The following is a 22,775-nucleotide window of genomic DNA, read 5'->3' as shown; positions in this document are numbered from 1 at the left end:
GTTTTCTCCTCAGAGTTTTTTATTTAGTTAAATATGGTGACCAAGCAGGGAATTTAACTTGTCCATCATTTCCTGGTAACCGTGCTTTAAAACGACCATCAGCGGATACCAATTGTAGCACTTTTCCTAGCCCTTGGGTAGAACTGTAAATGATCATAATACCATTTGGCGAAATACTCGGACTTTCATCAAGGAAAGTAGAACTCAATATTTCTATTGAACCTGAAGATAAATCCTTCTTCACAATATTATCACCACTAATCATGATCATAGCGCTACCATCGGCAGTAATTTGCCCACTATAACTGCGACCACCAGAGCTCACTAATGATGTGCCACCACCCGTAGCACTCATTTGATAAACTTGCGGTGAACCGCTTCTATCAGATGTGAACAAAATTGTTTGTCCATCAGGCGACCAAGAAGGTTCTGTATTATTACCTGTACCTCTAGTCAACTGAGAAACTTGTCCACTACCTAAATTCATTACATAAATATTTAATACACCATCTTGTGATGATGCAAACGCTAATCTTGAACCATCAGGTGAAAATGCAGGTGCACCATTGTGCCCTTTAAAAGATGCAACTACTTTACGCGCACCAGAACCTAAGTCCTGTACAACTAATTGTGACTTACGATTTTCAAAAGACACATAAGCTAACTTTTTACCATCATGTGACCATGCTGGCGACATCAAAGGCTGTGAGCTACGATTTACTACAAATTGGTTGAAGCCATCGTAATCAGAAACTCGTACTTCATAAGGTTGAGAACCACCATGTTTTTGTACAATATAAGCAATACGTGTTCTAAATGCCCCTTTAATACCCGTTAACTTTTCAAATACCTCATCACTTACTGTATGCGCACCATAACGTAGCCATTTAGTTGTAACTGTATATTGATTTTGACTTAATACAGAACCCGCTATACCTGTTGCACCAATTGTATCAACCAATTGATATGCAATATTAAAGCTGCCATTTGCGGGCGTTACTTGTCCAACCACAACAGCATCAATACCTAGTGAAGCCCAAGCTTCAGGATTCACTTCTGATACTGAAGTTGGCTGCTGAGGCATTCTATTAACTGTAATAGGATTAAATTTTCCGCTATTACGTAAATCAGCTGCAATAATATCAGCGATATCTGCGGGAGCAGAACCAGGACCATTCCACTTAAACGGCACTACTGCAATTGGTCTAGCGCTATCTACCCCCTCATCAATCACAATACGGACTTCTGCTTGTGCGACACTACTTATTACACCTAAGGAAAGGAAAAATAAGACAAAACGCATCATTAATTTCATAAAATCACCTATATTAATCATAGATTAGACAAAATACCCGATTTACCTTAATTTAAAATCAACTGGTACTTTTTTATATTTATTATAAATCTCATCTGTTGGAGCAGGCGGCACTTTCTTAGTCCGCGCAACAGCACTTAGTGCAGCATTACAAATATCATCGGGTCCAGAAACGCGTCGATAATTGGCAATCGTACCATCACGTAAAAACTCAACTTCGACAACACACGCTTTATTTGCAAAACTTGGCTCTTTTAAAAAACGACGTTGAATTTCTTTCTTGATAACACCAGCATACTGATCGCCAGTTTTCCCACCATCACCAGCGCCTCTTGCTGCGCCACTACCTTGTGAGCCTTGACGGTTTGTATTGCCACCAATCACTGCAGAGCCACCGCCAATATCACCTCCACTTAAAAAGTTATCTAGAGCAGCCTGTTCAGCTTTCCGTTGAGCATCTGCTTTCGCTTTAGCTTCTGCTTCAGCCTTAGCTTTCTCTGCCTTTGCTTTTGCTTCCGCTTCAGCCTTAGCTTTCTCTGCCTTTGCTTTTGCCTCTGCCTCAGCCTTAGCTTTCTCTGCCTTTGCTTTTGCTTCCGCCTCAGCCTTAGCTTTCTCTGCCTTTGCTTTTGACTCTTCTTCAGCTTGTTTTGCTAATGCTGCTAAACGTTTAGCTTCTGCCTCAGCTTTTAGTTTTGCAGCCTCGGCAGCTTCTTTGGCTTTAGCTTCTAATTCACGTTGTTTTTCTAATGCATCCTGCTTAGCTTTGTCCTCAGCTTTCTTTTTTTCAGCTAGCTCTTTTAATCTATCCGCTTCCTTTTGTTTTTCTAATTCTAGCTGTTTTTGTCTTTCAAGCTCTTTCTGATGCTCAATTTCTTGTTGCTGCTCAAGCAGAACATCTTGAGTCTTCTGCTGTTCCACTTGACCTTTCTTCTGTTGTTGAAGCCTTCCCCATTCTTGTGCAGCCGAGCCAGTATCAACCATTACAACATCAATGATCTCACCATCGCCTTCACCACCACCCATAATTTCTACTTTGTGATAGAGCGAACCTAACACTAACAAACCAAACAAGATAATATGCAAAATGATTGAGATCATTATTGCATTGATATCTGTATTTTGTCGCTTTATTTGCACAATATTACCTATATTAAATTGGATTGGTCATCAATCCGACAGACTTAATGCCTGCAAGATGAAGTAAATTCAACGCTTTTATTACCTCTTCATAAGGTACATCTTTCGCACCACCTACGAGAAATAACGTATTATTGTCTTTTTCAAACTCTTGTTTCGATAGTTGAGTTACCATTTCTTCAGTTAAGCTTTCTAGGCGTTCTGAGCCAATCGATAATGTGTATTGTCCCACACCAGACACTTCCAAAATCACAGGTACTTTATCTTCGTTAGTAACCTCTTGGCTTTGAACAGAATCAGGTAATTCGACTTGTACACTTTGACTAATAATTGGTGCTGTTGCCATAAAAATAAGCAAAAGAACCAATAACACATCTAAAAAAGGAACAATATTAATTTCTGATTTAACATCTCTGCGTTTGCGACGATAAGACATCAATACCCCTAAAACTTTTTGAAAATCAACCGCACTTAAATAATATAAAAGCACAGTCTAAAATTTCATAATTTAATCAATGTGTACCATTCTTGCCAAAAGCTTGACGATGCAGAATAGTAGTAAACTCATCAATAAAATTACCGTAATTCTGTTCTAGTTTACTCACACGTAAACTTAAACGGTTATAAGCCATAACAGCTGGAATTGCTGCAAACAAACCTATTGCCGTAGCAATGAGAGCCTCAGCAATACCTGGTGCGACCATCTGTAAAGTAGCTTGTTTCGCGCCACTTAATGCCATGAATGCATGCATGATGCCCCATACTGTACCGAACAAACCAATATATGGACTAATTGAGGCAACTGTAGCTAGAAATGGTACTCGAGTTTCTAGCTCTTCTACTTCACGGTTCATGGCTAAATTCATCGCACGTGAGCTACCTTGAATAATAGCTTCAGGTGCATTAGGATTCGCTTGCTTTAAACGTGAAAACTCTTTGAAACCAACATAAAAAATTTGCTCACTACCACTCAATCCATCACGTCTATTCTCCAAGCCTTCAAACAAACGATTTAAGTCTTCACCAGACCAAAAACGATCTTCAAATGCAACTGAATCTTTTAGTGCTTTTGTTAAAACACGACTACGTTGGATAATAATCGCCCAAGACATGATAGAAAAAATAATTAAAATTACAATAACAAGTTGAACAACAATACTCGCTTTTAGAAATAATTCTAAGAAGTTCAAATCTGCAGTCATTACATACTCCAAAAAGGTTTCATAGCTAACGTACCAGGGCTGTTTTTACTACTATAGGGATAGCCACTGGTTTCATTTTTCCAAGATCAACACAGGCTACTTTTACAGTAGCCTCGCACAAAATGAGTTCATTTTTCTTTAACTTCTGAATAAAGGAGATTGATGCACCTTTTACTCCTGTAATTATTGTTTCTACTATTAATAAATCATCTAGTCTCGCAGGAAAACAATAATCAATATTCATTGTTTTGACAACAAAGGCAAGTTGTCGTTCATTTAATAAGGTTTGCTGTGAGAAATTTAAACTGCGTAAATATTCTGTTCTTGCTCGCTCAAAAAAATGTAAATAACGAGCATGATACACTACACCACCAGCATCGGTATCTTCATAATAAACACGAATAGGAAAATTAAATCCAGTTTCCAGCATAATTAGTATTCCTTTCGCTTATAAAAATCTTCTCACGAGATAAATCGGTGGCGTATTTTAGAGCTTGTATGAATAACAAGCAAGCCCCCATCAGCATCATAATGGAATATTTTATTTTGAAGATAAGTCCTTTCACATTAACCAACTTACATAAAACGCAAGAATCACTGCAATATAGCCTAATAGTGGAGCAAAAACTAGCCTCAAAATCATCGAATACATTTCAAATCCCATGCCATGAACCCACAGAATTACAGTCCCCCATATACTACATAAAACTAAAGCAGCAGGTGCATTACGCAAATTTGTTGAAAAATCCTGAATATTCAAGAAAAAACATAATGTAATTAAAATTGCCAATATAAATGAAAGGGTTCTAAACGAACCCTTATTAAAGATTTGATATAGTGAATTAATCATCGAGATTACTCATCAAATTTACCTGTTTTTTCAATACTGATAGTAATTAGCGCAGCTAACATGACAGCGAACAAAACACCCAATATCCAAATGACATAAAACATGATATTTCTCCTTAGTATAATGAGTTTTTGTTTTGCTCGATAAATTCACTATCAAGTCTGCCAAACATTTTCCAGTATGCCCAAATTGTGTATGAAAGTAAAATAACAACAAACACAAGAGCAAAACCTAACATTAATGTTAATGTTAATTTACTTGACGTTGAATCCCACATTAACAAGCTTAATTCTGGATGACTGATAGATGGCATAACAAATGGGAACATAGAAATACCCGCAGTTAAAATAATACCAGCCATTGTTAATGATGAAAACAAGAATGCAAAACCTGAACGATTAGCTTTTGATGCTAGGATATTTAAGATTGCACCACCAACAGCAAGCAAAGGGAAAAACCATAAAAGTGGCATTTCTTTATAATTGTTGAACCAAGCACCTGACTCGATTGCAACAGTTTTACCAAACGGTGTTGACTGAGCATTGTGGTCAATTACAGAAGTCACAATAAAACCATCTTTGAAATACAACCAAATTCCTGCAAGTACAAAAGTAATCAATGTTGCGAATGCACCAACTTGTGTAATTACACGAGAACGCTCACGTAATTCACTCGTAGTTTTCATTTGTAACCATGCACCACCTTGAGTTGTTAGCATTGATAAGCTGACTAATCCACAAAGTAAAGCAAATGGATTTAATAATGCGAAGAATGAACCCGTATATTTAACCTGTAATAATTCATTGAACTCAAATGGTACACCCTGTAATAAGTTACCAAATGCCACACCGAATACTAATGAAGGGACAAAACCACCGATAAATAAGCCCCAGTCCCATAGCGTGCGCCAAGTTGGATTATCAATTTTAGCACGATATTCTAAGCCAACAGGGCGGAAAAATAACGCCGCTAAAACCAAAATCATAGCGATATAGAAACCAGAGAATGAGGTAGCATAAACTATCGGCCATGCTGCAAACATTGCACCGCCCGCTGTTAATAACCAAACTTGGTTACCGTCCCAATGTGGTGCAATTGAATTGATCATAATACGTTTCTCAACTTCTTTCTTACCTGCAAAAGGCAATAAGTTAAGAACGCCCATATCAAATCCATCAGTTACTGCAAAACCAATAAGCAATACACCGATCAAGATCCACCAAACAAAACGTAGAATTTCATAATCAATCATAATCAGGCTCCTGCTTATTTAGATGACTGCTCATAATAGTAGCGACCTGTTTTTAATGAACTTGGTCCTAATCGACCATATTTGAACATTAAATACGTTTCAACTACAAGGAATAATGTGTAAAGTGCACAGATTAAACCAATAGAGAACCATAGATCGCCTGTAGTTAATGCAGAATTTGCGACACCTACTGGTAAGACTTCATAGATTGCCCATGGTTGACGACCATACTCAGCAAGGAACCATCCACTTTCAATTGCAATCCATGGTAATGGAATACCCCATAAAAGTGCCTTTAAGAACCAAGGTTTCGTTCCTACTGTTTTACGCACATTTTGAACAAATGCACCAATAATAAGAAGTAATAATAATCCGCCAGCAGCCATCATCACACGGAAAGACCAAAATGTTGGACCAACATTTGGGATTGTATCTGCTGCTGCTTGTTTAATTTGATCCTCAGTTGCATCTACCACTTTATCTGTATAACGTTTTAGTAATAAACCAAAACCAAGATCTTTAGAAACTGCATTAAATTGCGCTTTTGTTTCTTCGCTAACTTGACCTGCTTTTTTCTGTGCTTGTAACTGCATTAATAAGTCATAAGCCTGAATACCATTACGAACGCGCTCTACATTTAAAGCTTCTAAATCAGCAAGACCTGCAAATTGCTTATCTAAAGAACGAGTAACAATAATTCCCGCGGCATAAGGAATTTGGATAGCAAAATCATTACGTTTTTCTGCTTGATTTGGTACTACAATCATATTCCAGTCTGCTGGTGCTGGTTGAGTATGCCATTCCCCCTCCATAGCAGCTAATTTCACTGGTTGAGTTTGACCAATTTCATAACCAGACTCATCGCCCATAATAATTACAGAAATAATTGAAATTAAACCAAATGTTGCAGCAATAGAAAAAGAACGTTTTGCGAAACCTAAATCACGTCCTTTTAAAATATAATATGCACTAATACCTAAAACAAACATCGCACCACTTACATAGCCTGCAGATAAAGTATGTAAGAATTTACTTTGTGCAACTGGATTTAACCATAAATCCATAAAACTGGTCATTTCCATTCGCATTGTTTCAAAATTAAATTCTGAAGCAACAGGATATTGCATCCAACCATTAGCAACCAAGATCCACATTGCAGATAAGTTTGAACCAAAAGCAACACAATATGTTGCTAATAAGTGCTTAGCTTTTGATAATCTATCCCATCCAAAGAAGAATAAACCAACAAAGGTTGACTCTAAGAAGAATGCTAACAATGCTTCAATAGCAAGAGGCGCACCAAAAATATCGCCCACATAATGAGAATAATATGACCAGTTAGTACCAAACTGGAATTCCATTGTAATACCAGTTGTCACACCAAGAGCAAAGTTAATACCAAATAACTTACCCCAGAACTTAGTCATATCTTTGTAAATTTCTTTGCCTGTGGCTACATAGAGCGTTTCCATAATCACAAGGATAAAAGATAATCCGAGTGTTAATGGCACAAACAAAAAGTGATATAACGCAGTTAATGCAAACTGCAATCGAGAGAGTTCAACAACGTCCAACATCTCAGCTCCTTGTAAATGCTACAAGATCTCACAATATGATTACAGAGTAATCACCCCAATACTTAAAGAAAACCCCTAAGTAGATCCCTTGAATTACCTCCACAATCATTACTATAAAACCAAAACATGACATTATTTTTACAGCGACAGTGCATCATTATATAGGTAACCCAACTTCGGTATCTATTCTACTACTAAATATAAGGATAAAAAATATAAAAAATGTCACATTGATCACATTTTTATACTTAAATCAAAAACAACACAAAATAAGCAGAACTCTATTGATTGATACAAGTCAAATTATAAGTTTTATTAACATTTTATCAACGACTAGTGAGAGAAAAATCACAGTTTGGGTAAAAAAACAACAAAAGGCTAGACATCTATTATAGATTTTGTTACTTTGGCAAACGGTTTAATTACCCTAGAACAAAAATTCAAAGGAATTATAATGAAACAACAATTTTCCATCATTTTGACCGCACTTTTTGCGGTAACTGCATTAGTTTTATCACCTTCCTATGCAACAACAAAAATAGAAGGAATTAAAACTAACTCTAATGCAGCAGTGCCACAGCAATGTGAAAAACTTTTTAAGGAAACTGAAAATCTTATTGCAGAAGCAGAAAAACAGCCTGGAACACATAAACAGGTAGGTAAAATTAAAAGTAAATTAAATCAAAGTAAGCAGCAAATTCTTGAAATGGAGCTTGCGACTCAAATTAAAAGTTGTGATTTTGCTTTAGCAAAATTAAATAATTTAAAACAACAAGAACAATAAATAAGAAAAAGCTTATTAATCAAAAATTAATAAGCTTTTTTACTACATTGAATATCATTTATCCTACTATTTTTCCACACCAAAATGTCGATATGTCCGAGATGTCGCGATGCGTCCTCTTGGCGTCCGTTGTAAAAATCCTTGTTGAATTAAATAAGGTTCTAGTACATCCTCAATAGTATCTCGCTCTTCACCAATAGCTGCTGCAAGGTTATCCAATCCTACAGGTCCACCATCAAACCGTTCAATAACAGCATTTAATAATTTTCTATCGAGATAATCAAATCCTGCATCATCTACATCCAGCATTAACAAAGCAGCTTTAGCTACATCTTCTGAAATCATACCTTGATTACGTACATCCGCAAAATCACGTACACGCCTTAATAAACGATTGGCAATACGTGGCGTACCACGAGAACGACGAGCGATTTCATAAGAAGCATTAGCTGCAATATCTAAATTTAAACAATGTGCACTACGTGAAACAATAGAAGTTAAATCCTCTACTGAATAAAACTCTAGTCGTTGAACGATACCAAAACGGTCACGTAATGGCGAAGTGAGTGAACCCGCTCTTGTTGTAGCACCAATTAATGTAAATGGGGGAAGATCAAGCTTAATTGAACGTGCTGCTGGTCCTTCACCAATCATAATATCTAATTGATAATCTTCCATCGCGGGATAAAGTACTTCTTCGATTGCTGGTGACAAGCGATGAATTTCGTCAATAAATAATACATCATGTGGTTCTAAATTCGTTAACATCGCTGCTAAATCACCTGCTTTTTCCAATACTGGTCCAGAGGTTGTTCTAATATTAACGCCCATCTCATTCGCTACAATATTCGCCAGGGTTGTTTTTCCTAACCCCGGAGGGCCAAAAATCAGCAAATGATCAAGAGCATCTTGGCGTAATTTTGCAGCTTGAATAAAAATATCCATCTGCTCACACACTTGTGGCTGCCCCACATAATCATTTAATAATTTAGGGCGGATAGCACGATCTATATATTCTTCATCTGATTTTGCGGTTGTGCTAATAATGCGATCTGCTTCAATCATAGTTATATCAAATTTTAATTATTATAATGAGGCTTTTAATGCTTCGCGAATGAGTTGCTCACTCGATAGCTCTGGTTTATTAACTTTTTTTACCATTTTTTCTGCTTCAGAGGCTTTATACCCTAAAGCTATCAAGGCATAAACTGCTTCGTCACTTGGCTCTTCACCTTTTTCATACCTTTTTTCAGTCATTGGAAGATGCTTACTTTCCACAAAGAAATCGCTCTGTTGATTCCCTTTAAATTTCCCTTTTAATTCAACTAACAAGCGCTCAGCCGTTTTTTTACCTACACCTGGAATTTTAACTAGTTTAGATAACTCTTCACGCTCAATCGCATAAGCAAACTCAGTTACTGACATCGCAGACAAAATCGCTAATGCAAGTTTAGGTCCAACACCATTTGTTTTAATCAATTCCCGAAACAAAGTGCGGTCTGTTTTCTGTGAAAAACCAAATAATAAATGCGCATCCTCACGTACAACAAGATGTGTAAACAATGCGACTTGTTGCCCTATATCTGGTAGATCATAGAAGCTAGTCATAGGTAATAACAATTCATATCCAACGCCTTGTACATCTAGCAAAATTTCAGGTGGCTGTTTTTCAACAATATGCCCTGTCAAATGACCAATCATAATTTCCTCATTGCCTACTACATTAGCTGTATAGCATAAAATAAAACTGGATGAATATCCAGTTAAATTTTTAAACGAAACCGTCCCCTGCTATATCTAGCTCGCACTAGTGTACTCGTTTTTTCTTGAATTTGAGTCATTTGTATCGAGTTTGTTACGTGAAAAGAATGCTGTGTTGAATGTGCATGTGTAATGGCTATCGCTAATGCATCAGCTGCATCAGCTTGTGGCGTTTCTGAAAGCTTTAAAATACGAGTTACCATATCCTGAACTTGGATCTTATCTGCGGATCCCGTACCAACTACGGTTTGTTTAACTAAACGAGCAGCATATTCAAATACTGGTAAGTCTTGATTAACAGCTGCAACAATCGCAGCACCTCTCGCCTGTCCTAACTTTAAGGCTGAATTAGCATTCTTAGCCAAAAAGACCTCTTCTATTGCAAATATTTCGGGGTGAAACTGCATAATAATCTCATTTATCCCCACATAAATACGTTTTAAACGTGTTGGTAAATCTTGTACTGAAGTACGAATTACTCCACTTCCTAGATATTCTAGTCGTTTTCCTGTCTGACGAATGACACCATAGCCTGTCACACGTGAACCAGGATCAATCCCTAAAATAATTGACATTCAATTCCCCAAAAAAATAAATGGATTTACATTTTACTGTAAATCCACTCTATTTTGTCGATATTAATACTAATTATTTTGCAATATCACAATTTCTCGCTAAAATTTTGTTGTTATCAGTAAACATGACAGGTACTGTAGTATTTACTGTCTTAGCTGTAAAACCCTCATCTAATGACCAAACTTTGTTACCTTCTACGAAGCGAGTGCCATCTTTATAGGCGCTATCAAGCTTCATTTCATCTCCTACAACTTTACGGTTAATGCTCACGGTCGCACTATCAGCTTTCCCATCAACAAATGCATAAGTGACAGAAACAACTTGATTTCTCTTGCCTTTTACATCACAAAAATATGCAGCTGTTTCAAAAGTAGGTTCAGAGACCTTCATTTCCATCGCTTTTTTCTCTGCCATTTTCATATCTGAGCCCATATTTTGAGAGCAAGCTGTTAATCCACTAACAACCATTAAGCTTACCAAAAGTTTAGTTAATTTCATAAATTCTCCTAAAATGAATAATTGAATGCATAATTTATGCATACTTTCGACAAGATTAGATTAAATAAGTTCTAATTCAATACAAAATTTATAACATAGCAGCAACTTCATCGCTAATCTCGCCATTATGATATACATTTTGTACATCATCACAATCTTCTAACATATCGATAAGCTTTAACAATTTGGGTGCTGTTTCAGCATCTAGCTCAACCGTAGTTGATGGAATCATTGTCACTTCAGCATTAGTAACTTTCACACCAGCTGTTTCAATAGCATCACGCACACTAGTTAATTCTTCCCAAGCAGTATAAACTTCAAAACTACCATCTTCTTGGGCTTGAATATCGTCAGCCCCTGCCTCAATTGCGGCCTCCATAATGACATCTTCATCACCAGAATCTATTAAAATCAATCCTTTTTTACTAAAGAGATAGCCTACAGACCCCTCCGTACCTAAATTGCCACCACATTTTGTAAAACTTGGTCGAACTTGTGAAATAGTACGATTGGCATTATCACTTAAGCACTCGACCATAACGGCTGTGCCACCTGGTCCATAACCTTCATATATTTTAGTTTCCATGTTAGTATCATCACCGCCACCAACACCACGTTCAATTGCACGATTAATTGTATCACGGGTCATATTACTGGATAATGCTTTATCGACAGCTGTACGTAAACGAGGATTAGCACCAACATCGCCACCACCTAATTTCGCAGCAGTAACTAACTCACGAATTAATTTTGTAAAAATTTTCCCGCGTTGTGCATCTTGTGCTGCTTTACGGTGTTTTATATTTGCCCACTTACTATGGCCTGCCATTTTTAATTTCCTTCTTAAAGTTATAACAAGTACAAGGATTTTTGGTCATATATTATTTGTACTTAGTTTAGATAAATATTTTTCAATTAATGCGCTATTATTCCATGATTTTGTTAATTTAACCGCCTCAGATATAGATAACCATTGAAAAGCAATATGCTCTGTTAATACTGGTGCTCGCTCATCAGGTAACGCCAACAAAAACCAATGCTCGATACTATGTGTAATATCAGGTGCGTATTTATATCGGAAATGTGGGAATATTTCAAATTTGATCCACTCATTACAATCAAAAAGAGAAAGTCCCTCAGCAACTATATCAACACCGATTTCTTCTTTTACTTCTCTAGTTGCAGCTTGTCTTGGTAATTCACCTAATTCTAACGAACCTGTTATAGATTGCCAAAATGAAGGATCATCTTTACGTTGTAACATTAATACACGATGTGTAAATTCACAATACACAGCCACTAAAACGCTATTTGGGTTTTTATACATTTTTAAATTTAATTAATGTAATAACTCTGGTTTAATAATACCTTTTAATTGAGAATAAGGTAATATCAGATCAATTTCACCTTCTGCATAGGAACCTAAGGTATAAACTGGATAGCGAAAAACTAATCCATTAATAGTAAACACAAAGTTATTAGTCGCTTGTAGCTGTTCATTTTCCATATTATCTGCTGTAATACCTAACCCATTTAAACGGGCCATATTTTTCTCGCGTAATAATTGAGTTAATGCACTGAGTTTGTCTGGTGAAACAAGTAAATCCTTAAGTTGGTAAATGACTTTGCCTATTAAATCAATATTTAAAAATTGCGTATCATAGATACCATGAGCACCACCAGTATAATAGCTTGTTATTACTGAAAATGTCGCTACACGCCCTCGTTGTCCGATAAAATGAATTTCACGAGTATAATCCCATCCTTGATTAATTTCTAATTCAGGTAGTACATCATTGAACCATTTTTGTACTAGTTGCTCAACACCTTGTTCTGATGATTTCGTTTCTGTTAATACACTTAAAGTGAGACTATCTAAGAATTGGTTCAACCAGTCTAAATTTGTCTTTTGTGAGATCAAGCTTAAACTCGCACAATGTTCTTCAATTAAATCAGCTTCAACCTTGGCATTAATGCATTGAAGACGTTGCGCTAAAATATGGAAATCAGATTGAATCGCAACGACTTGGTTAGTAGGGGAGCTTGTATTAAAAAATGGTAATTTATCAAAACAAGCACTTAATAAAACTGTGATAACCAATAAGATACTTTTACGCATAAAATATCCCTGAAATTATTTTACCCTTTAATAACCTAAAATGAAGAACCCTCAAAAAGCCAATAAAACATAGACATTTTATTTATCAAAACAACACGTTTTTAAAGTGCGGTCAAAACAGACCACACTTTAAACAACTTACTCTACCTTAATGACTTGTATTGCTAATTCATTAAGTGCTTGTGGATTTGCAAAACTAGGAGCCTCTGTCATTAAACAAGCGGCTGCAGTCGTTTTCGGAAAAGCGATTACATCACGAATATTTTCAGTACCTGTTAACAACATAGTCAAGCGGTCTAAGCCGAATGCTAAACCTGCATGTGGTGGAGTACCAAATTTTAATGCATCAAGCAAGAAGCCAAATTTCTCACGTTGCTCTTCTTCATTAATCCCTAAAATACGAAATACAGCTTGTTGCATATTAGGTTCAAAAATACGTACAGATCCACCACCTACTTCATAGCCATTAATCACCATATCATAAGCATTGGCTACCGCACTTATAGGATCAGCTTCTAGTTGCTCTGGTGTAAAATCTTTCGGGGATGTAAATGGATGATGCATTGCTGTTAATTCACCTTCATCATCACGTTCAAACATCGGGAAATCAATGACCCACAATGGTTGCCATGTATCTAGTTTGGTTAAGCCTAAATCACGTCCTAATTTCAAACGTAATGCCCCCATTGCATCGGTTGCGACTTTATAGCTATCTGCACCAAAGAATAAAATATCACCATTTTGTGCTTCAACGCGTGCTAGAATTGCATTTAGTACATCTTCAGATAAAAATTTCGCAATCGGACTTTGTACACCTTCAAAACCTGCTGATAAATCATTCACCTTCAGCCATGCTAATCCTTTTGCACCATAAATACTCACAAATTGAGTATATTCATCAATTTGTTTACGCGTAATCAATGCGCCATTTGGTACTTTTATCACAGCAATGCGACCATTTGGATCATTCGCTGGTCCATTAAATACTTTAAATTCAACTTCTTTCAATAAATCAGCGACATCCACCATCTCTAATGGATTTCGTAAATCGGGTTTATCTGAACCAAAACGACGCATAGCTTCCGCGAAAGTCATCACAGGGAATTTACCTAAATCAACACCGATTGTGTCTAACCACAAACCGTGCACCATTTTTTCCATGATTTCACGTACTTCTGGTGCAGTTAAAAAAGAAGTCTCAACATCAATTTGTGTAAATTCAGGTTGGCGATCTGCACGTAAATCTTCATCTCTAAAGCATTTTACAATTTGATAATAACGATCAAAACCTGACATCATTAATAATTGTTTAAATAGCTGTGGCGATTGAGGGAGAGCATAGAATTTACCTTTATGTACACGGCTAGGTACTAAATAATCACGTGCACCTTCTGGCGTTGCTTTAGTCAGCATGGGAGTCTCAATATCTAAAAAACCATGCTCATCCATAAATCGGCGAACAAAACTGGTAATTTTTGCTCGAGTTTTTAAACGCTGTGCCATTTCTGGTCGGCGCAAATCCAAATAACGATATTTTAAACGCTGTTCTTCTGTATTATTTTGGTTAAAGTCTAAAGGTAATGGCTCTGAACTATTATAAACAGTAAGTGCTTTTGCTAGCACTTCGACTTCACCTGTAGCCATATTCTTATTAATCTGGTTATCTGGACGAGCAATCACTTCCCCTTTAATTTGAATACAAAATTCATTACGTAACGTTGCGGCCAAACTTAATGCGTCTTGATATTGAGGATCAAAACAAACTTGTACAATACCTTCGCGATCACGCATATCGATAAAAATTAATCCACCTAAATCACGGCGACGATGAACCCAGCCACTTAGTGTCACTTCTTGACCAATATTGCTACGGTTCAAGCTACCGCAATAATGTGTACGCATCATTTCAAAAATCCTTTGTCTTATTAATTATGAAAAAAATTGCAACAATTATAGCGGAAAATGAGTGGAGAAAAAAAGATTATTTCTGTCCAAACTATTGTAAGAAGCTACTAAAGCAGTGCTGATTTAAATAAAAACATATCTGCTTTTAATGCATCTTATTCTCATTTTTGTTATATTAGCCAAACGTTATTGGAGTTTAATCTAGTTAAGGATAGCATCATGTTATTTATCAATCTTATTTTTATATTGACGTTAATTATTCGTTTTTATAGCCTTTCTATTTCAATTCGCAATGAGAAAGCACTTCTCGCCAAAGGTGCAATACAGTATGGTAAACGTAATTCATCCATCTTATCTATCGTGCATGTGTTGTTTTATCTTGCTGCAATTGGTGAAGCTAATTATCATGATATTATCTTTAATACAACATCCCAAGTCGGCCTAGTAATTCTTATCTTTGCTATAGCAATGTTGTTTTATGTCATTTATGAATTAAAAGAAATTTGGACTGTCAAAATTTATATTTTGCCTGAGCATAAAATCAATCGTTCTTTTTTATTTAAATATATACGCCATCCAAACTATTTCTTGAATATTATTCCTGAGCTCATTGGGTTATGCTTGTTTTGCCAAGCCAAATATACTGCAATAATTGGCTTACCTATTTATCTCGTAATTTTAGCAATAAGAATTAAGCAAGAAGAAACTGCGATGACACATTTATTTAAGGCACAATAATTTATTTGTGATAGCGAAAAACTTCTTCTAAAATGACCGCACTTTTAATTGGATTTTAAAAAATTATGGTTAAAGATACGCTTTTTTCTACCCCTATTGCAAAATTAGGTGATTTTACTTTTGATGAAAGTGTAGCAGAAGTTTTTCCTGATATGATTCAACGTTCAATTCCTGGCTACTCAAATATCATCACTGCAATTGGCATGTTAGCTTCTCGTTTTGTCACTGATAATAGTCATGTCTATGACTTAGGCTGTTCACGTGGAGCTGCGACACTCTCTGCACGACGTAACATCAGTAAATCTGGTGTTAAAATTATTGGTGTAGACAACTCATTACCGATGGTTGAGCGTTGTCGACAGCATATTAATGCCTACCAAAGTACTGTACCAGTAGAGATCCTATGTGATGATATTCGCCATATTCAAATTGAAAATGCCTCGATGGTCATTTTAAATTTCACACTCCAGTTTTTACCTCCAGAGGATCGTAGCCTGCTATTGAAAAAGATTTATCAGGGTTTAAACCCGAATGGTGTATTAGTATTATCTGAAAAATTCCGTTTTGAAGATGAGAAAGTTGATAATTTATTGATTGATTTACATCACCAATTTAAACGAGCTAATGGATATAGTGAATTAGAAGTAAGCCAAAAACGTACTGCACTTGAAAATGTCATGCGTACAGATAGTATTTTGACACACAAATCGAGGTTAGCAGAGGTTGGCTTTAATCAAGTTGAGCTATGGTTCCAATGTTTCAACTTTGGTTCTATGATTGCAGTGAAATAATCATACTTATGATAAAAAAGGCGGTTTGAGTACCGCCTTTCTGCTTATAATGGGTTTAGATTTTTATCTAATAATTGGAATAACAAGGCTTTACCATTTTTAAAACGGTATTCTGCATATTCTGCCTGAGCATAATATTCACCCTTGCCTTCTGCAAAAAAATAATCTTGGCTTGGTAATCGAGGCTGCCAGTGTGCTACATTAATCGGCAAATAAATATCTGGCGTACAGCCATCAAAGCTTGTTGGGACAGTTTTTTGTAAACGGCATAACATGGTTATACCTAATTCATCACGTTTTAATAACGCATACACAAAAGATGCACCATCTGAAGGATCCTCATACCATATATTATAAATATCTTGTAATATTTCATAATTTAAACTCATGTAGTCCCCTTGCATTAAAGACCGAGGATCAAGAGGTGCAGTTTTTAAAATAATTGGTTCACCAGTGTTTAAAATATCTTCATATTTATAAATGCTATAATTTGTAGCCAAACCAATAAATAATGCAGTTATTGCAGTTAACATAACTCTTATTAACAATGGATTACGATGTGAAATATTCCCTTCTACCTTCACTTCAACAATATCTTGTTTTTTTATATTAACGATTAAAATTAACATAAAACATAACCAAATAACGCTCAATGCCATCAAGAGAAAGGATTTATACAATAGCGGTATAGTCAGTAAATAGTAGTAAGCTGCTAAATTTGTCACTACTCCCAAAATAGCCACCACAAATAAAATTCGACTTACGCTTAAATAAGCTAAAAATAATAACGCAATACAAGCTAATGTTTCATTTGCACTAATAAAACTCACACACAACAATAAAATAGCGAAAAATAACACTGCCTGTAACTTTTTACTTAACACAAAACGTCTACTTATCAAAAGAAAAAAGATAATAGGCGTGATCGAAAGTACGAAAGTTAAACTCTTTAACAACCATACTTCCTGGCTAAAATGCGTAAAAAAATAAACTGTAATGATATTAAACCAATCAAATACACTCTTCATCTCGGGTAATTCTGCTACTGGCTCAAAAAATTCCCAATTTCTGAAAATATCTAAATTTGGCAGGCTCAAACCAATTAATAACAGAGCCCAAGCAATAGGTAACAGAATAATCCCACCTTGGCTTTCGCGATTGATAGCACAGTAATAGTAAAGCCCCAGCCCCAATATCATCAACCATTGCTGTGAAGATAACACAAATTGACTTGATAAATCCCCTTCATTAATATGCCAACCAAGCTCAAAAAAATCTAAATAACAGAGAATTGCGATAATTGCTAACGCACTGATAAGAAAACGTAACCAATTTGTGGTACGTAATACATAGAAAAAGATAGAAATTACCAGCATTAAAGCAAGATAAACTTCAGATCCTGACTCAAACAAAAAGAAAATAAAATAGATGATTAAACCAATCGCCAATAACATATCAATAGCAATATGGAATAAATCATTCTCTTCTTTTTTACTAAAATGCATTATGCTTGCAATGATAAGTAAAATAAAACTCAGATAAACTAGCTGATCTTCATTCTCCAATAACTCAAAGGTAAAAATAGCTGTAGCTAAAAACAATCCTGTACAAAATAAAATAAGTAAAATAAATAAAGGATAAATATGCCAAGTTACTTTTTTAGTCATTGGATTATGTGCTTTAAACCATTTTGTTAAAATAACAACACTACCAATTGTTGAAGCGAACGCTAATATAGTTACTAAAAAAACACCTGAGAAAAAATCATTGCCTAATTCTAATAATAATTTGATATGGAAACTAATAATAACGTAGATAAATAAGATAATTAAATTGAGAAAATCAAAACGACGCTCTTTGTAATAATAAATTAAGCCTGCTGAGATTAACCAAGAAATGATGGCCGCATTGCTACGAAACATGAGTGCAAAAAAAGATCCCACTAAAGCTAACATTAATAATTTTGGTAATATACGCCAATGTATATCTTTTAATTTTTCACCAAAATACTCATACAGCACTAATAAGATTAAGTTAAGGCCTATTAACAACATCTCTAAACTGCCACTGAGTATATGATCAGCTAAAATTAATGCTGTATTGGATGTCGTAGCTAATAACAACGCACTTGCAATATTAGGAAATAAAATTAAAAACGGAATTTGGCACAATGACCAAACAGCAAATAGCTCCCAAGGATCTGCGCCTGTTTGGTATGTTTGTCCAATTAAGGCAAACATACCACCAAGAAAAACAACAGATAAAAATGAAAAAATCAATGAAAAAAGCCCTGAGTTATGTGCTTTTTTCACTTCTCGATAATAAAAGGATAAACCCAGACCTACAGTAATAAAAAATAAAGCTTGGATACTATAAAGCTTTTGAAATTTAGAAAAATAATCCCAGTTTGCCGCAATCCATGTAATTGCACCACTTGCAAAAAAACCTGCACTTAACAACGCAAATAAAAGCACTAAATACTTCTGCCAAGATAAATTAAACAATGTCGTCTGTTGCATCTGTTTTTCCTTACTCTTGAGAATGTAATGATTTTTCGCCTTGATTATGGCATAATCTTAAACAATTTTGACAATGACTTTACATACTTTTTAACTAGTTAACATAAACTTGGAGTAACTTATGCGCATTCTACACACGATGTTGCGTGTAACTGATTTAACACGCTCAATTAAATTTTATCAAGATGTCTTAGGTATGCGTTTGCTACGCACGAGTGAAAATGAAGAATATAAATATACTCTTGCATTTCTAGGGTATGATGATGAAGACAAAGCTTCAGTATTAGAGTTGACCTATAATTGGGGGGTAACTGAATATGAACTAGGTACCGCTTACGGCCATATTGCAATTGGTGTAGATGATATTTACACAACCTGTGAAGCTGTTCGCCATGCAGGAGGAAAAATTACACGTGAGCCAGGGCCAGTAAAAGGCGGAAAAACAGTAATTGCCTTTGTTGAAGATCCTGATGGATATAAAATTGAATTTATTGAAAATAAACATGCTCAAGCAGGCTTAGGTAATTCAATTTAAGTGCGGTCAATTTTTGAAAAGTTTTGATAGCGTGGCTTTGTCCACGCTATCTGCTTGAATATAGGATAGTAATGTGACAGAAATCAAAACTGAATCAACTACAAATTACAATTTATTAAAAAACCGTTTTCGAGGTTATTTTCCCGTCATCATTGATGTTGAAACAGCAGGCTTTAATGCTAAAACAGATGCCTTATTAGAGCTTGCTGCAATCACAGTAAAAATGGATGAAAATGGTTTGTTAGTACCAGATCAACGCTGCCATTTCCATATTGAACCTTTTGAAAATGCAAATATTAATCCTGAATCATTACAGTTCAATGGCATTGATATTCATAATCCTTTACGTGGTGCAGTCAGTGAAACACATGCTATCACTGAATTATTTAGAATGGTTCGCAAAGGACAAAAAGAGGCTGAATGCCAGCGTGCAATTATCGTTGCACACAACGCAGCTTTTGATCAAAGTTTTCTCATGGCAGCAGCTGAACGTACCAGTGTAAAACGGAACCCATTCCACCCTTTTGGGCTTTTTGATACAGCCACTCTAAGTGGTTTCATGTTTGGGCAAACTGTCTTAGTAAAAGCATGTCAAGCCGCTAAAATTGCCTTTGATTGTAAACAAGCACACTCTGCTTTGTATGATACAGAGCGTACCGCTGAACTCTTTTGCTACATGGTAAATCACTTAAAAAGTTTAGGTGGCTTTCCACATCAAATTTAAAATTTTCTAAAAATAGACCGCTCTTTTTAGCAAAAGACCAATTAACTTTATCATTTTGCGAGATCGAGTCTAGACAAATTATTTTTTTTTAGTAAATTTAGAAATTCTTTCTAAAAAATAACCTAAGGATAAACACAATGTTATTAACAAATCCAGTCGTGATTTCTATTGTTGTTTTACTTGTTTTAAGCTTATTGCGAATTAACGTAGTTATTGCACTGGTTATTTCTGCATTGGTAGCTGGTTTAACTGGCGATCTTGGTGTCAGCGAAACAATTAAAACATTTACTAATGGGCTTGGTGGTGGTGCTGAAGTTGCAATGAACTATGCTATTTTAGGCGCCTTCGCTGTTGCTATCTCTAAATCAGGCATTACCGACTTATTAGCCTATAAAGTCATAAAGCGCTTAGGCAATACACCAACTAGTCGTTCTATGGCAGGCTTTAAATATTTTATTTTAGCGATACTTGCCCTATTCGCTATTTCATCACAAAATTTACTGCCTGTGCATATCGCCTTCATTCCTATTGTGATTCCACCGCTACTTGCGATCTTTAATAAATTAAAACTTGACCGCCGTGCAGTAGCATGTGTACTCACATTTGGTTTAACTGCAACTTATATGTTATTACCCGTTGGTTTCGGAAAAATTTTTATTGAGAGTGTATTAGTCAAAAACATCAACCAAGCTGGTGCAACTTTAGGTTTACAAACCTCTGTTGCTGAAGTATCACTAGGTATGGCAGTTCCTGTCGTTGGTATGATTTTAGGCTTACTCACAGCTGTTTTCATTAGCTACCGAAAACCAAGAGAGTACCCAATAGTGCATAGTCAAATTAGTACAGCAGACATTGAGTCCCATATTACCAATATAAAACCATTCCATATTGGTGCAAGTTTAGCTGCAATCATTGTGACATTTGGATTACAACTTTTTACTAGCTCAACAATCATTGGCGGTTTAGCGGGTTTAGTTATTTTTGCTGTCTGTGGCATTTTCAAACTGAAAGAAAGTAATGATATTTTTCAACAAGGCTTACGCTTAATGGCAATGATTGGCTTTGTTATGATTGCAGCATCTGGCTTTGCTAACGTAATTAATACAACAGGAGGCGTAACTAGCTTAGTGCAAACTTTTAGCCAAGGTTTAGGTACTGACAGTAAAGGATTAGCCGCATTCTTAATGTTATTAGTTGGTTTATTTATCACTATGGGCATTGGCTCCTCATTCTCAACCGTACCAATTATCGCTTCAATTTACGTGCCACTCTGTATATCGTTGGGTTTTTCACCGCTTGCTACTGTATCCATCATTGGTGTTGCTGCCGCATTAGGTGATGCTGGCTCACCTGCTTCTGATTCGACATTAGGACCAACTTCAGGCTTAAATGCGGATGGTAAGCATGACCATATCTGGGATTCTGTTGTGCCGACATTTATTCACTATAACATCCCACTAATTATCTTCGGCTGGTTAGCTGCAATGTATCTATAATAAAATAAATCCTCCCTTCTGGGAGGATTTTTTCCTGTAAAAAGCCATGACAAAAACAGAACTACTTCAATCCTTAACAAGTAAAGTAAATCAGCTATACGCACAATATGCTCAACATACCGAGCAAAAATTGAATACTAAATTTGATCCCCAATTATTTAGTGAAAATAGTCAATCTTTCTCATTTTACTATCAGAAAATACAAGAAACATTAACACAACTTGCACATGTGCCAGAAAATGATCTCAATTTGGCGATCTTCTTCACTGAAAAACTATTATCACAATGTACAGCACTTTCTGATGCATTAAATCCAATTACAGTTAACACAATGTCCAAAAAAACGCAGCAAATGATACAATCTATTCATCAACTGCCACCTCGCGAACGTTTAGAAAAATATTATGTTGCACTCCAAGCGCTAAATGAAAAAATTACTCAACAACAAGATGAAAAACATAAAACACAAGATCCAAATGAAAGATCATATCTTGAGCAAAAAATCGCTTTTACTCAACAACGCCGTGATAAATGTCTAATGGCAATTGAAGTACTTGAGGAATATTTGATATTTAAAGAAAATCAAATCTAGTTGCTTTATATAATCACTTGTAAGAATAATGATATAAAGTGCTTGAATTATATTTTAAAGGCTGACTGACAGACTTACTTATTACTCTTCGATGAGCTTAATGAACCTAAAATATATATAGACTGTTTTTCCTCTTTGCTTGAATAGTAAAAAGCTCCAACTATATGTTAAAGTACAAGGTGTTGTTTGTTACATCCTCCAACACCATAGAAATAATTCCCCACTCATTACACCAACTTTGACAAAATTCTCATCAATTAACAAATAAATAAAAAACCGCAAGTCTTATCGACTTACGGCTTCTAGAATTTGATGGCGGAGGAAGTGAGATTCGAACTCACGGAGGGCGTAAACCCTCGCCGGTTTTCAAGACCGGTGCCTTCAACCACTCGACCATTCCTCCG

Annotated in this window: 25 protein-coding genes and 1 tRNA gene; 7 read left to right on the top strand and 19 right to left on the bottom strand. The window is 35.7% G+C overall.

Going from position 1 to position 22,775, the window contains the following annotated elements; translation table 11 throughout:
- Positions 1-19: 19 nt before the first annotated feature.
- The 9 genes from tolB to K7G93_RS01045 form a co-directional block, all read right to left on the bottom strand.
- A complete protein-coding gene (tolB, locus tag K7G93_RS01085; RefSeq protein WP_160531350.1) occupies positions 20-1,315 on the bottom strand; it encodes a Tol-Pal system beta propeller repeat protein TolB in 1,296 nt (431 codons plus the stop codon).
- Between the two features lie 42 nt (positions 1,316-1,357).
- Entirely contained in the window at positions 1,358-2,452 is a 1,095-nt protein-coding gene (gene tolA, locus K7G93_RS01080; protein ID WP_226690271.1) for a cell envelope integrity protein TolA, read from the bottom strand.
- A 13-nt stretch (positions 2,453-2,465) separates the two neighbouring features.
- Positions 2,466-2,888 carry a colicin uptake protein TolR gene (gene tolR, locus K7G93_RS01075; protein WP_049216402.1) on the bottom strand — a complete coding sequence of 141 codons (423 nt, stop codon included), beginning with the start codon at positions 2,886-2,888 and terminating at the stop codon, positions 2,466-2,468.
- A 76-nt stretch (positions 2,889-2,964) separates the two neighbouring features.
- Positions 2,965-3,654 carry a protein TolQ gene (tolQ, locus tag K7G93_RS01070; RefSeq protein WP_049216403.1) on the bottom strand — a complete coding sequence of 230 codons (690 nt, stop codon included), beginning with the start codon at positions 3,652-3,654 and terminating at the stop codon, positions 2,965-2,967.
- Positions 3,655-3,679: 25 nt separating this feature from the next.
- Positions 3,680-4,084, bottom strand: a complete 405-nt coding sequence (gene ybgC, locus K7G93_RS01065; protein ID WP_049216404.1) for a tol-pal system-associated acyl-CoA thioesterase — start codon at positions 4,082-4,084, stop codon at positions 3,680-3,682.
- 132 nt (positions 4,085-4,216) lie between these two features.
- On the bottom strand, positions 4,217-4,504 hold the full coding sequence (ybgE, locus tag K7G93_RS01060) for a cyd operon protein YbgE (RefSeq protein ID WP_049216405.1): 288 nt from the start codon (positions 4,502-4,504) through the stop codon (positions 4,217-4,219).
- Between the two features lie 5 nt (positions 4,505-4,509).
- Positions 4,510-4,608: a cytochrome bd oxidase small subunit, CydX/CbdX family gene (locus K7G93_RS01055; protein ID WP_082303085.1), complete on the bottom strand. Its 99-nt coding sequence runs from the start codon at positions 4,606-4,608 to the stop codon at positions 4,510-4,512.
- A gap of 11 nt (positions 4,609-4,619) precedes the next feature.
- Positions 4,620-5,756 (bottom strand): cytochrome d ubiquinol oxidase subunit II, encoded by a 1,137-nt coding sequence (cydB, locus tag K7G93_RS01050; protein ID WP_049216406.1) that lies wholly within the window; start codon positions 5,754-5,756, stop codon positions 4,620-4,622.
- 14 nt (positions 5,757-5,770) lie between these two features.
- Positions 5,771-7,333 (bottom strand): cytochrome ubiquinol oxidase subunit I, encoded by a 1,563-nt coding sequence (locus K7G93_RS01045; protein ID WP_226690270.1) that lies wholly within the window; start codon positions 7,331-7,333, stop codon positions 5,771-5,773.
- A gap of 454 nt (positions 7,334-7,787) precedes the next feature.
- On the opposite strand from K7G93_RS01045, the gene K7G93_RS01040 reads away from it, so the two are divergent.
- Complete coding sequence (locus K7G93_RS01040; protein WP_226690269.1) at positions 7,788-8,117, top strand: DUF5339 domain-containing protein; 330 nt, start codon at positions 7,788-7,790, stop codon at positions 8,115-8,117.
- Positions 8,118-8,183: 66 nt separating this feature from the next.
- Here the strand turns inward: K7G93_RS01040 and ruvB are convergent, their stop codons facing one another.
- The 8 genes from ruvB to aspS form a co-directional block, all read right to left on the bottom strand.
- Positions 8,184-9,182 (bottom strand): Holliday junction branch migration DNA helicase RuvB, encoded by a 999-nt coding sequence (gene ruvB / locus K7G93_RS01035; RefSeq protein ID WP_226690268.1) that lies wholly within the window; start codon positions 9,180-9,182, stop codon positions 8,184-8,186.
- A gap of 21 nt (positions 9,183-9,203) precedes the next feature.
- The gene (gene ruvA, locus K7G93_RS01030; RefSeq protein ID WP_115322404.1) at positions 9,204-9,818 is read right to left on the bottom strand and encodes a Holliday junction branch migration protein RuvA; all 615 of its coding nucleotides are present in this window, start codon (positions 9,816-9,818) and stop codon (positions 9,204-9,206) included.
- Positions 9,819-9,880: 62 nt separating this feature from the next.
- Positions 9,881-10,453: a crossover junction endodeoxyribonuclease RuvC gene (gene ruvC, locus K7G93_RS01025; protein WP_115322403.1), complete on the bottom strand. Its 573-nt coding sequence runs from the start codon at positions 10,451-10,453 to the stop codon at positions 9,881-9,883.
- A 73-nt stretch (positions 10,454-10,526) separates the two neighbouring features.
- Positions 10,527-10,952 carry an ACP-like domain-containing protein gene (locus tag K7G93_RS01020; RefSeq protein ID WP_226690267.1) on the bottom strand — a complete coding sequence of 142 codons (426 nt, stop codon included), beginning with the start codon at positions 10,950-10,952 and terminating at the stop codon, positions 10,527-10,529.
- Positions 10,953-11,040: 88 nt separating this feature from the next.
- Positions 11,041-11,781, bottom strand: coding sequence for a YebC/PmpR family DNA-binding transcriptional regulator (locus K7G93_RS01015; protein WP_049216413.1), 741 nt, complete (start codon positions 11,779-11,781; stop codon positions 11,041-11,043).
- A 45-nt stretch (positions 11,782-11,826) separates the two neighbouring features.
- Positions 11,827-12,279, bottom strand: a complete 453-nt coding sequence (gene nudB / locus K7G93_RS01010) for a dihydroneopterin triphosphate diphosphatase (RefSeq protein ID WP_049216414.1) — start codon at positions 12,277-12,279, stop codon at positions 11,827-11,829.
- A gap of 12 nt (positions 12,280-12,291) precedes the next feature.
- Complete coding sequence (locus K7G93_RS01005) at positions 12,292-13,071, bottom strand: RsiV family protein (protein WP_226690266.1); 780 nt, start codon at positions 13,069-13,071, stop codon at positions 12,292-12,294.
- Between the two features lie 138 nt (positions 13,072-13,209).
- Positions 13,210-14,976: an aspartate--tRNA ligase gene (aspS, locus tag K7G93_RS01000; protein WP_223667956.1), complete on the bottom strand. Its 1,767-nt coding sequence runs from the start codon at positions 14,974-14,976 to the stop codon at positions 13,210-13,212.
- A gap of 219 nt (positions 14,977-15,195) precedes the next feature.
- Here aspS and K7G93_RS00995 point away from each other — a divergent pair, with 219 nt between their 5' ends.
- Positions 15,196-15,714: an isoprenylcysteine carboxyl methyltransferase family protein gene (locus tag K7G93_RS00995; protein WP_115322399.1), complete on the top strand. Its 519-nt coding sequence runs from the start codon at positions 15,196-15,198 to the stop codon at positions 15,712-15,714.
- Positions 15,715-15,779: 65 nt separating this feature from the next.
- A complete protein-coding gene (gene cmoA / locus K7G93_RS00990; RefSeq protein ID WP_224046063.1) occupies positions 15,780-16,505 on the top strand; it encodes a carboxy-S-adenosyl-L-methionine synthase CmoA in 726 nt (241 codons plus the stop codon).
- A gap of 44 nt (positions 16,506-16,549) precedes the next feature.
- On the opposite strand, the gene K7G93_RS00985 is transcribed toward cmoA, so the two are convergent.
- Positions 16,550-19,024, bottom strand: a complete 2,475-nt coding sequence (locus K7G93_RS00985) for a GDYXXLXY domain-containing protein (RefSeq protein ID WP_226690265.1) — start codon at positions 19,022-19,024, stop codon at positions 16,550-16,552.
- A gap of 121 nt (positions 19,025-19,145) precedes the next feature.
- On the opposite strand from K7G93_RS00985, the gene gloA reads away from it, so the two are divergent.
- The 4 genes from gloA (at position 19,146) to priC (ending at position 22,371) form a co-directional block, all read left to right on the top strand.
- Entirely contained in the window at positions 19,146-19,559 is a 414-nt protein-coding gene (gene gloA, locus K7G93_RS00980; RefSeq protein WP_049216420.1) for a lactoylglutathione lyase, read from the top strand.
- Between the two features lie 73 nt (positions 19,560-19,632).
- Entirely contained in the window at positions 19,633-20,283 is a 651-nt protein-coding gene (gene rnt, locus K7G93_RS00975; RefSeq protein WP_226690264.1) for a ribonuclease T, read from the top strand.
- 137 nt (positions 20,284-20,420) lie between these two features.
- Positions 20,421-21,779, top strand: a complete 1,359-nt coding sequence (locus K7G93_RS00970; protein ID WP_049216422.1) for a Na+/H+ antiporter family protein — start codon at positions 20,421-20,423, stop codon at positions 21,777-21,779.
- Between the two features lie 46 nt (positions 21,780-21,825).
- Positions 21,826-22,371, top strand: a complete 546-nt coding sequence (gene priC, locus K7G93_RS00965; protein WP_226690263.1) for a primosomal replication protein PriC — start codon at positions 21,826-21,828, stop codon at positions 22,369-22,371.
- Between the two features lie 313 nt (positions 22,372-22,684).
- On the opposite strand, the gene K7G93_RS00960 is transcribed toward priC, so the two are convergent.
- Positions 22,685-22,774: transfer RNA gene (locus tag K7G93_RS00960), tRNA-Ser, on the bottom strand.
- Position 22,775 lies beyond the last annotated feature (1 nt).

Source organism: Pasteurella canis, from assembly GCF_020810675.1.
Classification (GTDB): domain Bacteria; phylum Pseudomonadota; class Gammaproteobacteria; order Enterobacterales; family Pasteurellaceae; genus Pasteurella; species Pasteurella canis.
This window is presented reverse-complemented; position numbering and strand designations above follow the sequence as displayed.

What these genes read in the sequence shown, in the direction of transcription:
- tolQ (WP_049216403.1), bottom strand. Translation starts at nt 3,654, where the DNA reads ATGACTGCAGATTTGAACTTCTTAGAATTATTTCTAAAAGCGAGTATT.
- K7G93_RS00995 (WP_115322399.1), top strand. Translation starts at nt 15,196, where the DNA reads ATGTTATTTATCAATCTTATTTTTATATTGACGTTAATTATTCGTTTT.
- K7G93_RS01020 (WP_226690267.1), bottom strand. Translation starts at nt 10,952, where the DNA reads ATGAAATTAACTAAACTTTTGGTAAGCTTAATGGTTGTTAGTGGATTA.
- K7G93_RS01055 (WP_082303085.1), bottom strand. Translation starts at nt 4,608, where the DNA reads ATGTTTTATGTCATTTGGATATTGGGTGTTTTGTTCGCTGTCATGTTA.
- ruvC (WP_115322403.1), bottom strand. Translation starts at nt 10,453, where the DNA reads ATGTCAATTATTTTAGGGATTGATCCTGGTTCACGTGTGACAGGCTAT.
- gloA (WP_049216420.1), top strand. Translation starts at nt 19,146, where the DNA reads ATGCGCATTCTACACACGATGTTGCGTGTAACTGATTTAACACGCTCA.
- aspS (WP_223667956.1), bottom strand. Translation starts at nt 14,976, where the DNA reads ATGATGCGTACACATTATTGCGGTAGCTTGAACCGTAGCAATATTGGT.
- ruvA (WP_115322404.1), bottom strand. Translation starts at nt 9,818, where the DNA reads ATGATTGGTCATTTGACAGGGCATATTGTTGAAAAACAGCCACCTGAA.
- priC (WP_226690263.1), top strand. Translation starts at nt 21,826, where the DNA reads ATGACAAAAACAGAACTACTTCAATCCTTAACAAGTAAAGTAAATCAG.
- nudB (WP_049216414.1), bottom strand. Translation starts at nt 12,279, where the DNA reads ATGTATAAAAACCCAAATAGCGTTTTAGTGGCTGTGTATTGTGAATTT.
- tolR (WP_049216402.1), bottom strand. Translation starts at nt 2,888, where the DNA reads ATGTCTTATCGTCGCAAACGCAGAGATGTTAAATCAGAAATTAATATT.
- tolB (WP_160531350.1), bottom strand. Translation starts at nt 1,315, where the DNA reads ATGAAATTAATGATGCGTTTTGTCTTATTTTTCCTTTCCTTAGGTGTA.
- ybgC (WP_049216404.1), bottom strand. Translation starts at nt 4,084, where the DNA reads ATGCTGGAAACTGGATTTAATTTTCCTATTCGTGTTTATTATGAAGAT.
- cydB (WP_049216406.1), bottom strand. Translation starts at nt 5,756, where the DNA reads ATGATTGATTATGAAATTCTACGTTTTGTTTGGTGGATCTTGATCGGT.
- K7G93_RS00970 (WP_049216422.1), top strand. Translation starts at nt 20,421, where the DNA reads ATGTTATTAACAAATCCAGTCGTGATTTCTATTGTTGTTTTACTTGTT.
- ruvB (WP_226690268.1), bottom strand. Translation starts at nt 9,182, where the DNA reads ATGATTGAAGCAGATCGCATTATTAGCACAACCGCAAAATCAGATGAA.
- ybgE (WP_049216405.1), bottom strand. Translation starts at nt 4,504, where the DNA reads ATGATTAATTCACTATATCAAATCTTTAATAAGGGTTCGTTTAGAACC.
- K7G93_RS01015 (WP_049216413.1), bottom strand. Translation starts at nt 11,781, where the DNA reads ATGGCAGGCCATAGTAAGTGGGCAAATATAAAACACCGTAAAGCAGCA.
- K7G93_RS01045 (WP_226690270.1), bottom strand. Translation starts at nt 7,333, where the DNA reads ATGTTGGACGTTGTTGAACTCTCTCGATTGCAGTTTGCATTAACTGCG.
- K7G93_RS01040 (WP_226690269.1), top strand. Translation starts at nt 7,788, where the DNA reads ATGAAACAACAATTTTCCATCATTTTGACCGCACTTTTTGCGGTAACT.
- cmoA (WP_224046063.1), top strand. Translation starts at nt 15,780, where the DNA reads ATGGTTAAAGATACGCTTTTTTCTACCCCTATTGCAAAATTAGGTGAT.
- K7G93_RS00985 (WP_226690265.1), bottom strand. Translation starts at nt 19,024, where the DNA reads ATGCAACAGACGACATTGTTTAATTTATCTTGGCAGAAGTATTTAGTG.
- K7G93_RS01005 (WP_226690266.1), bottom strand. Translation starts at nt 13,071, where the DNA reads ATGCGTAAAAGTATCTTATTGGTTATCACAGTTTTATTAAGTGCTTGT.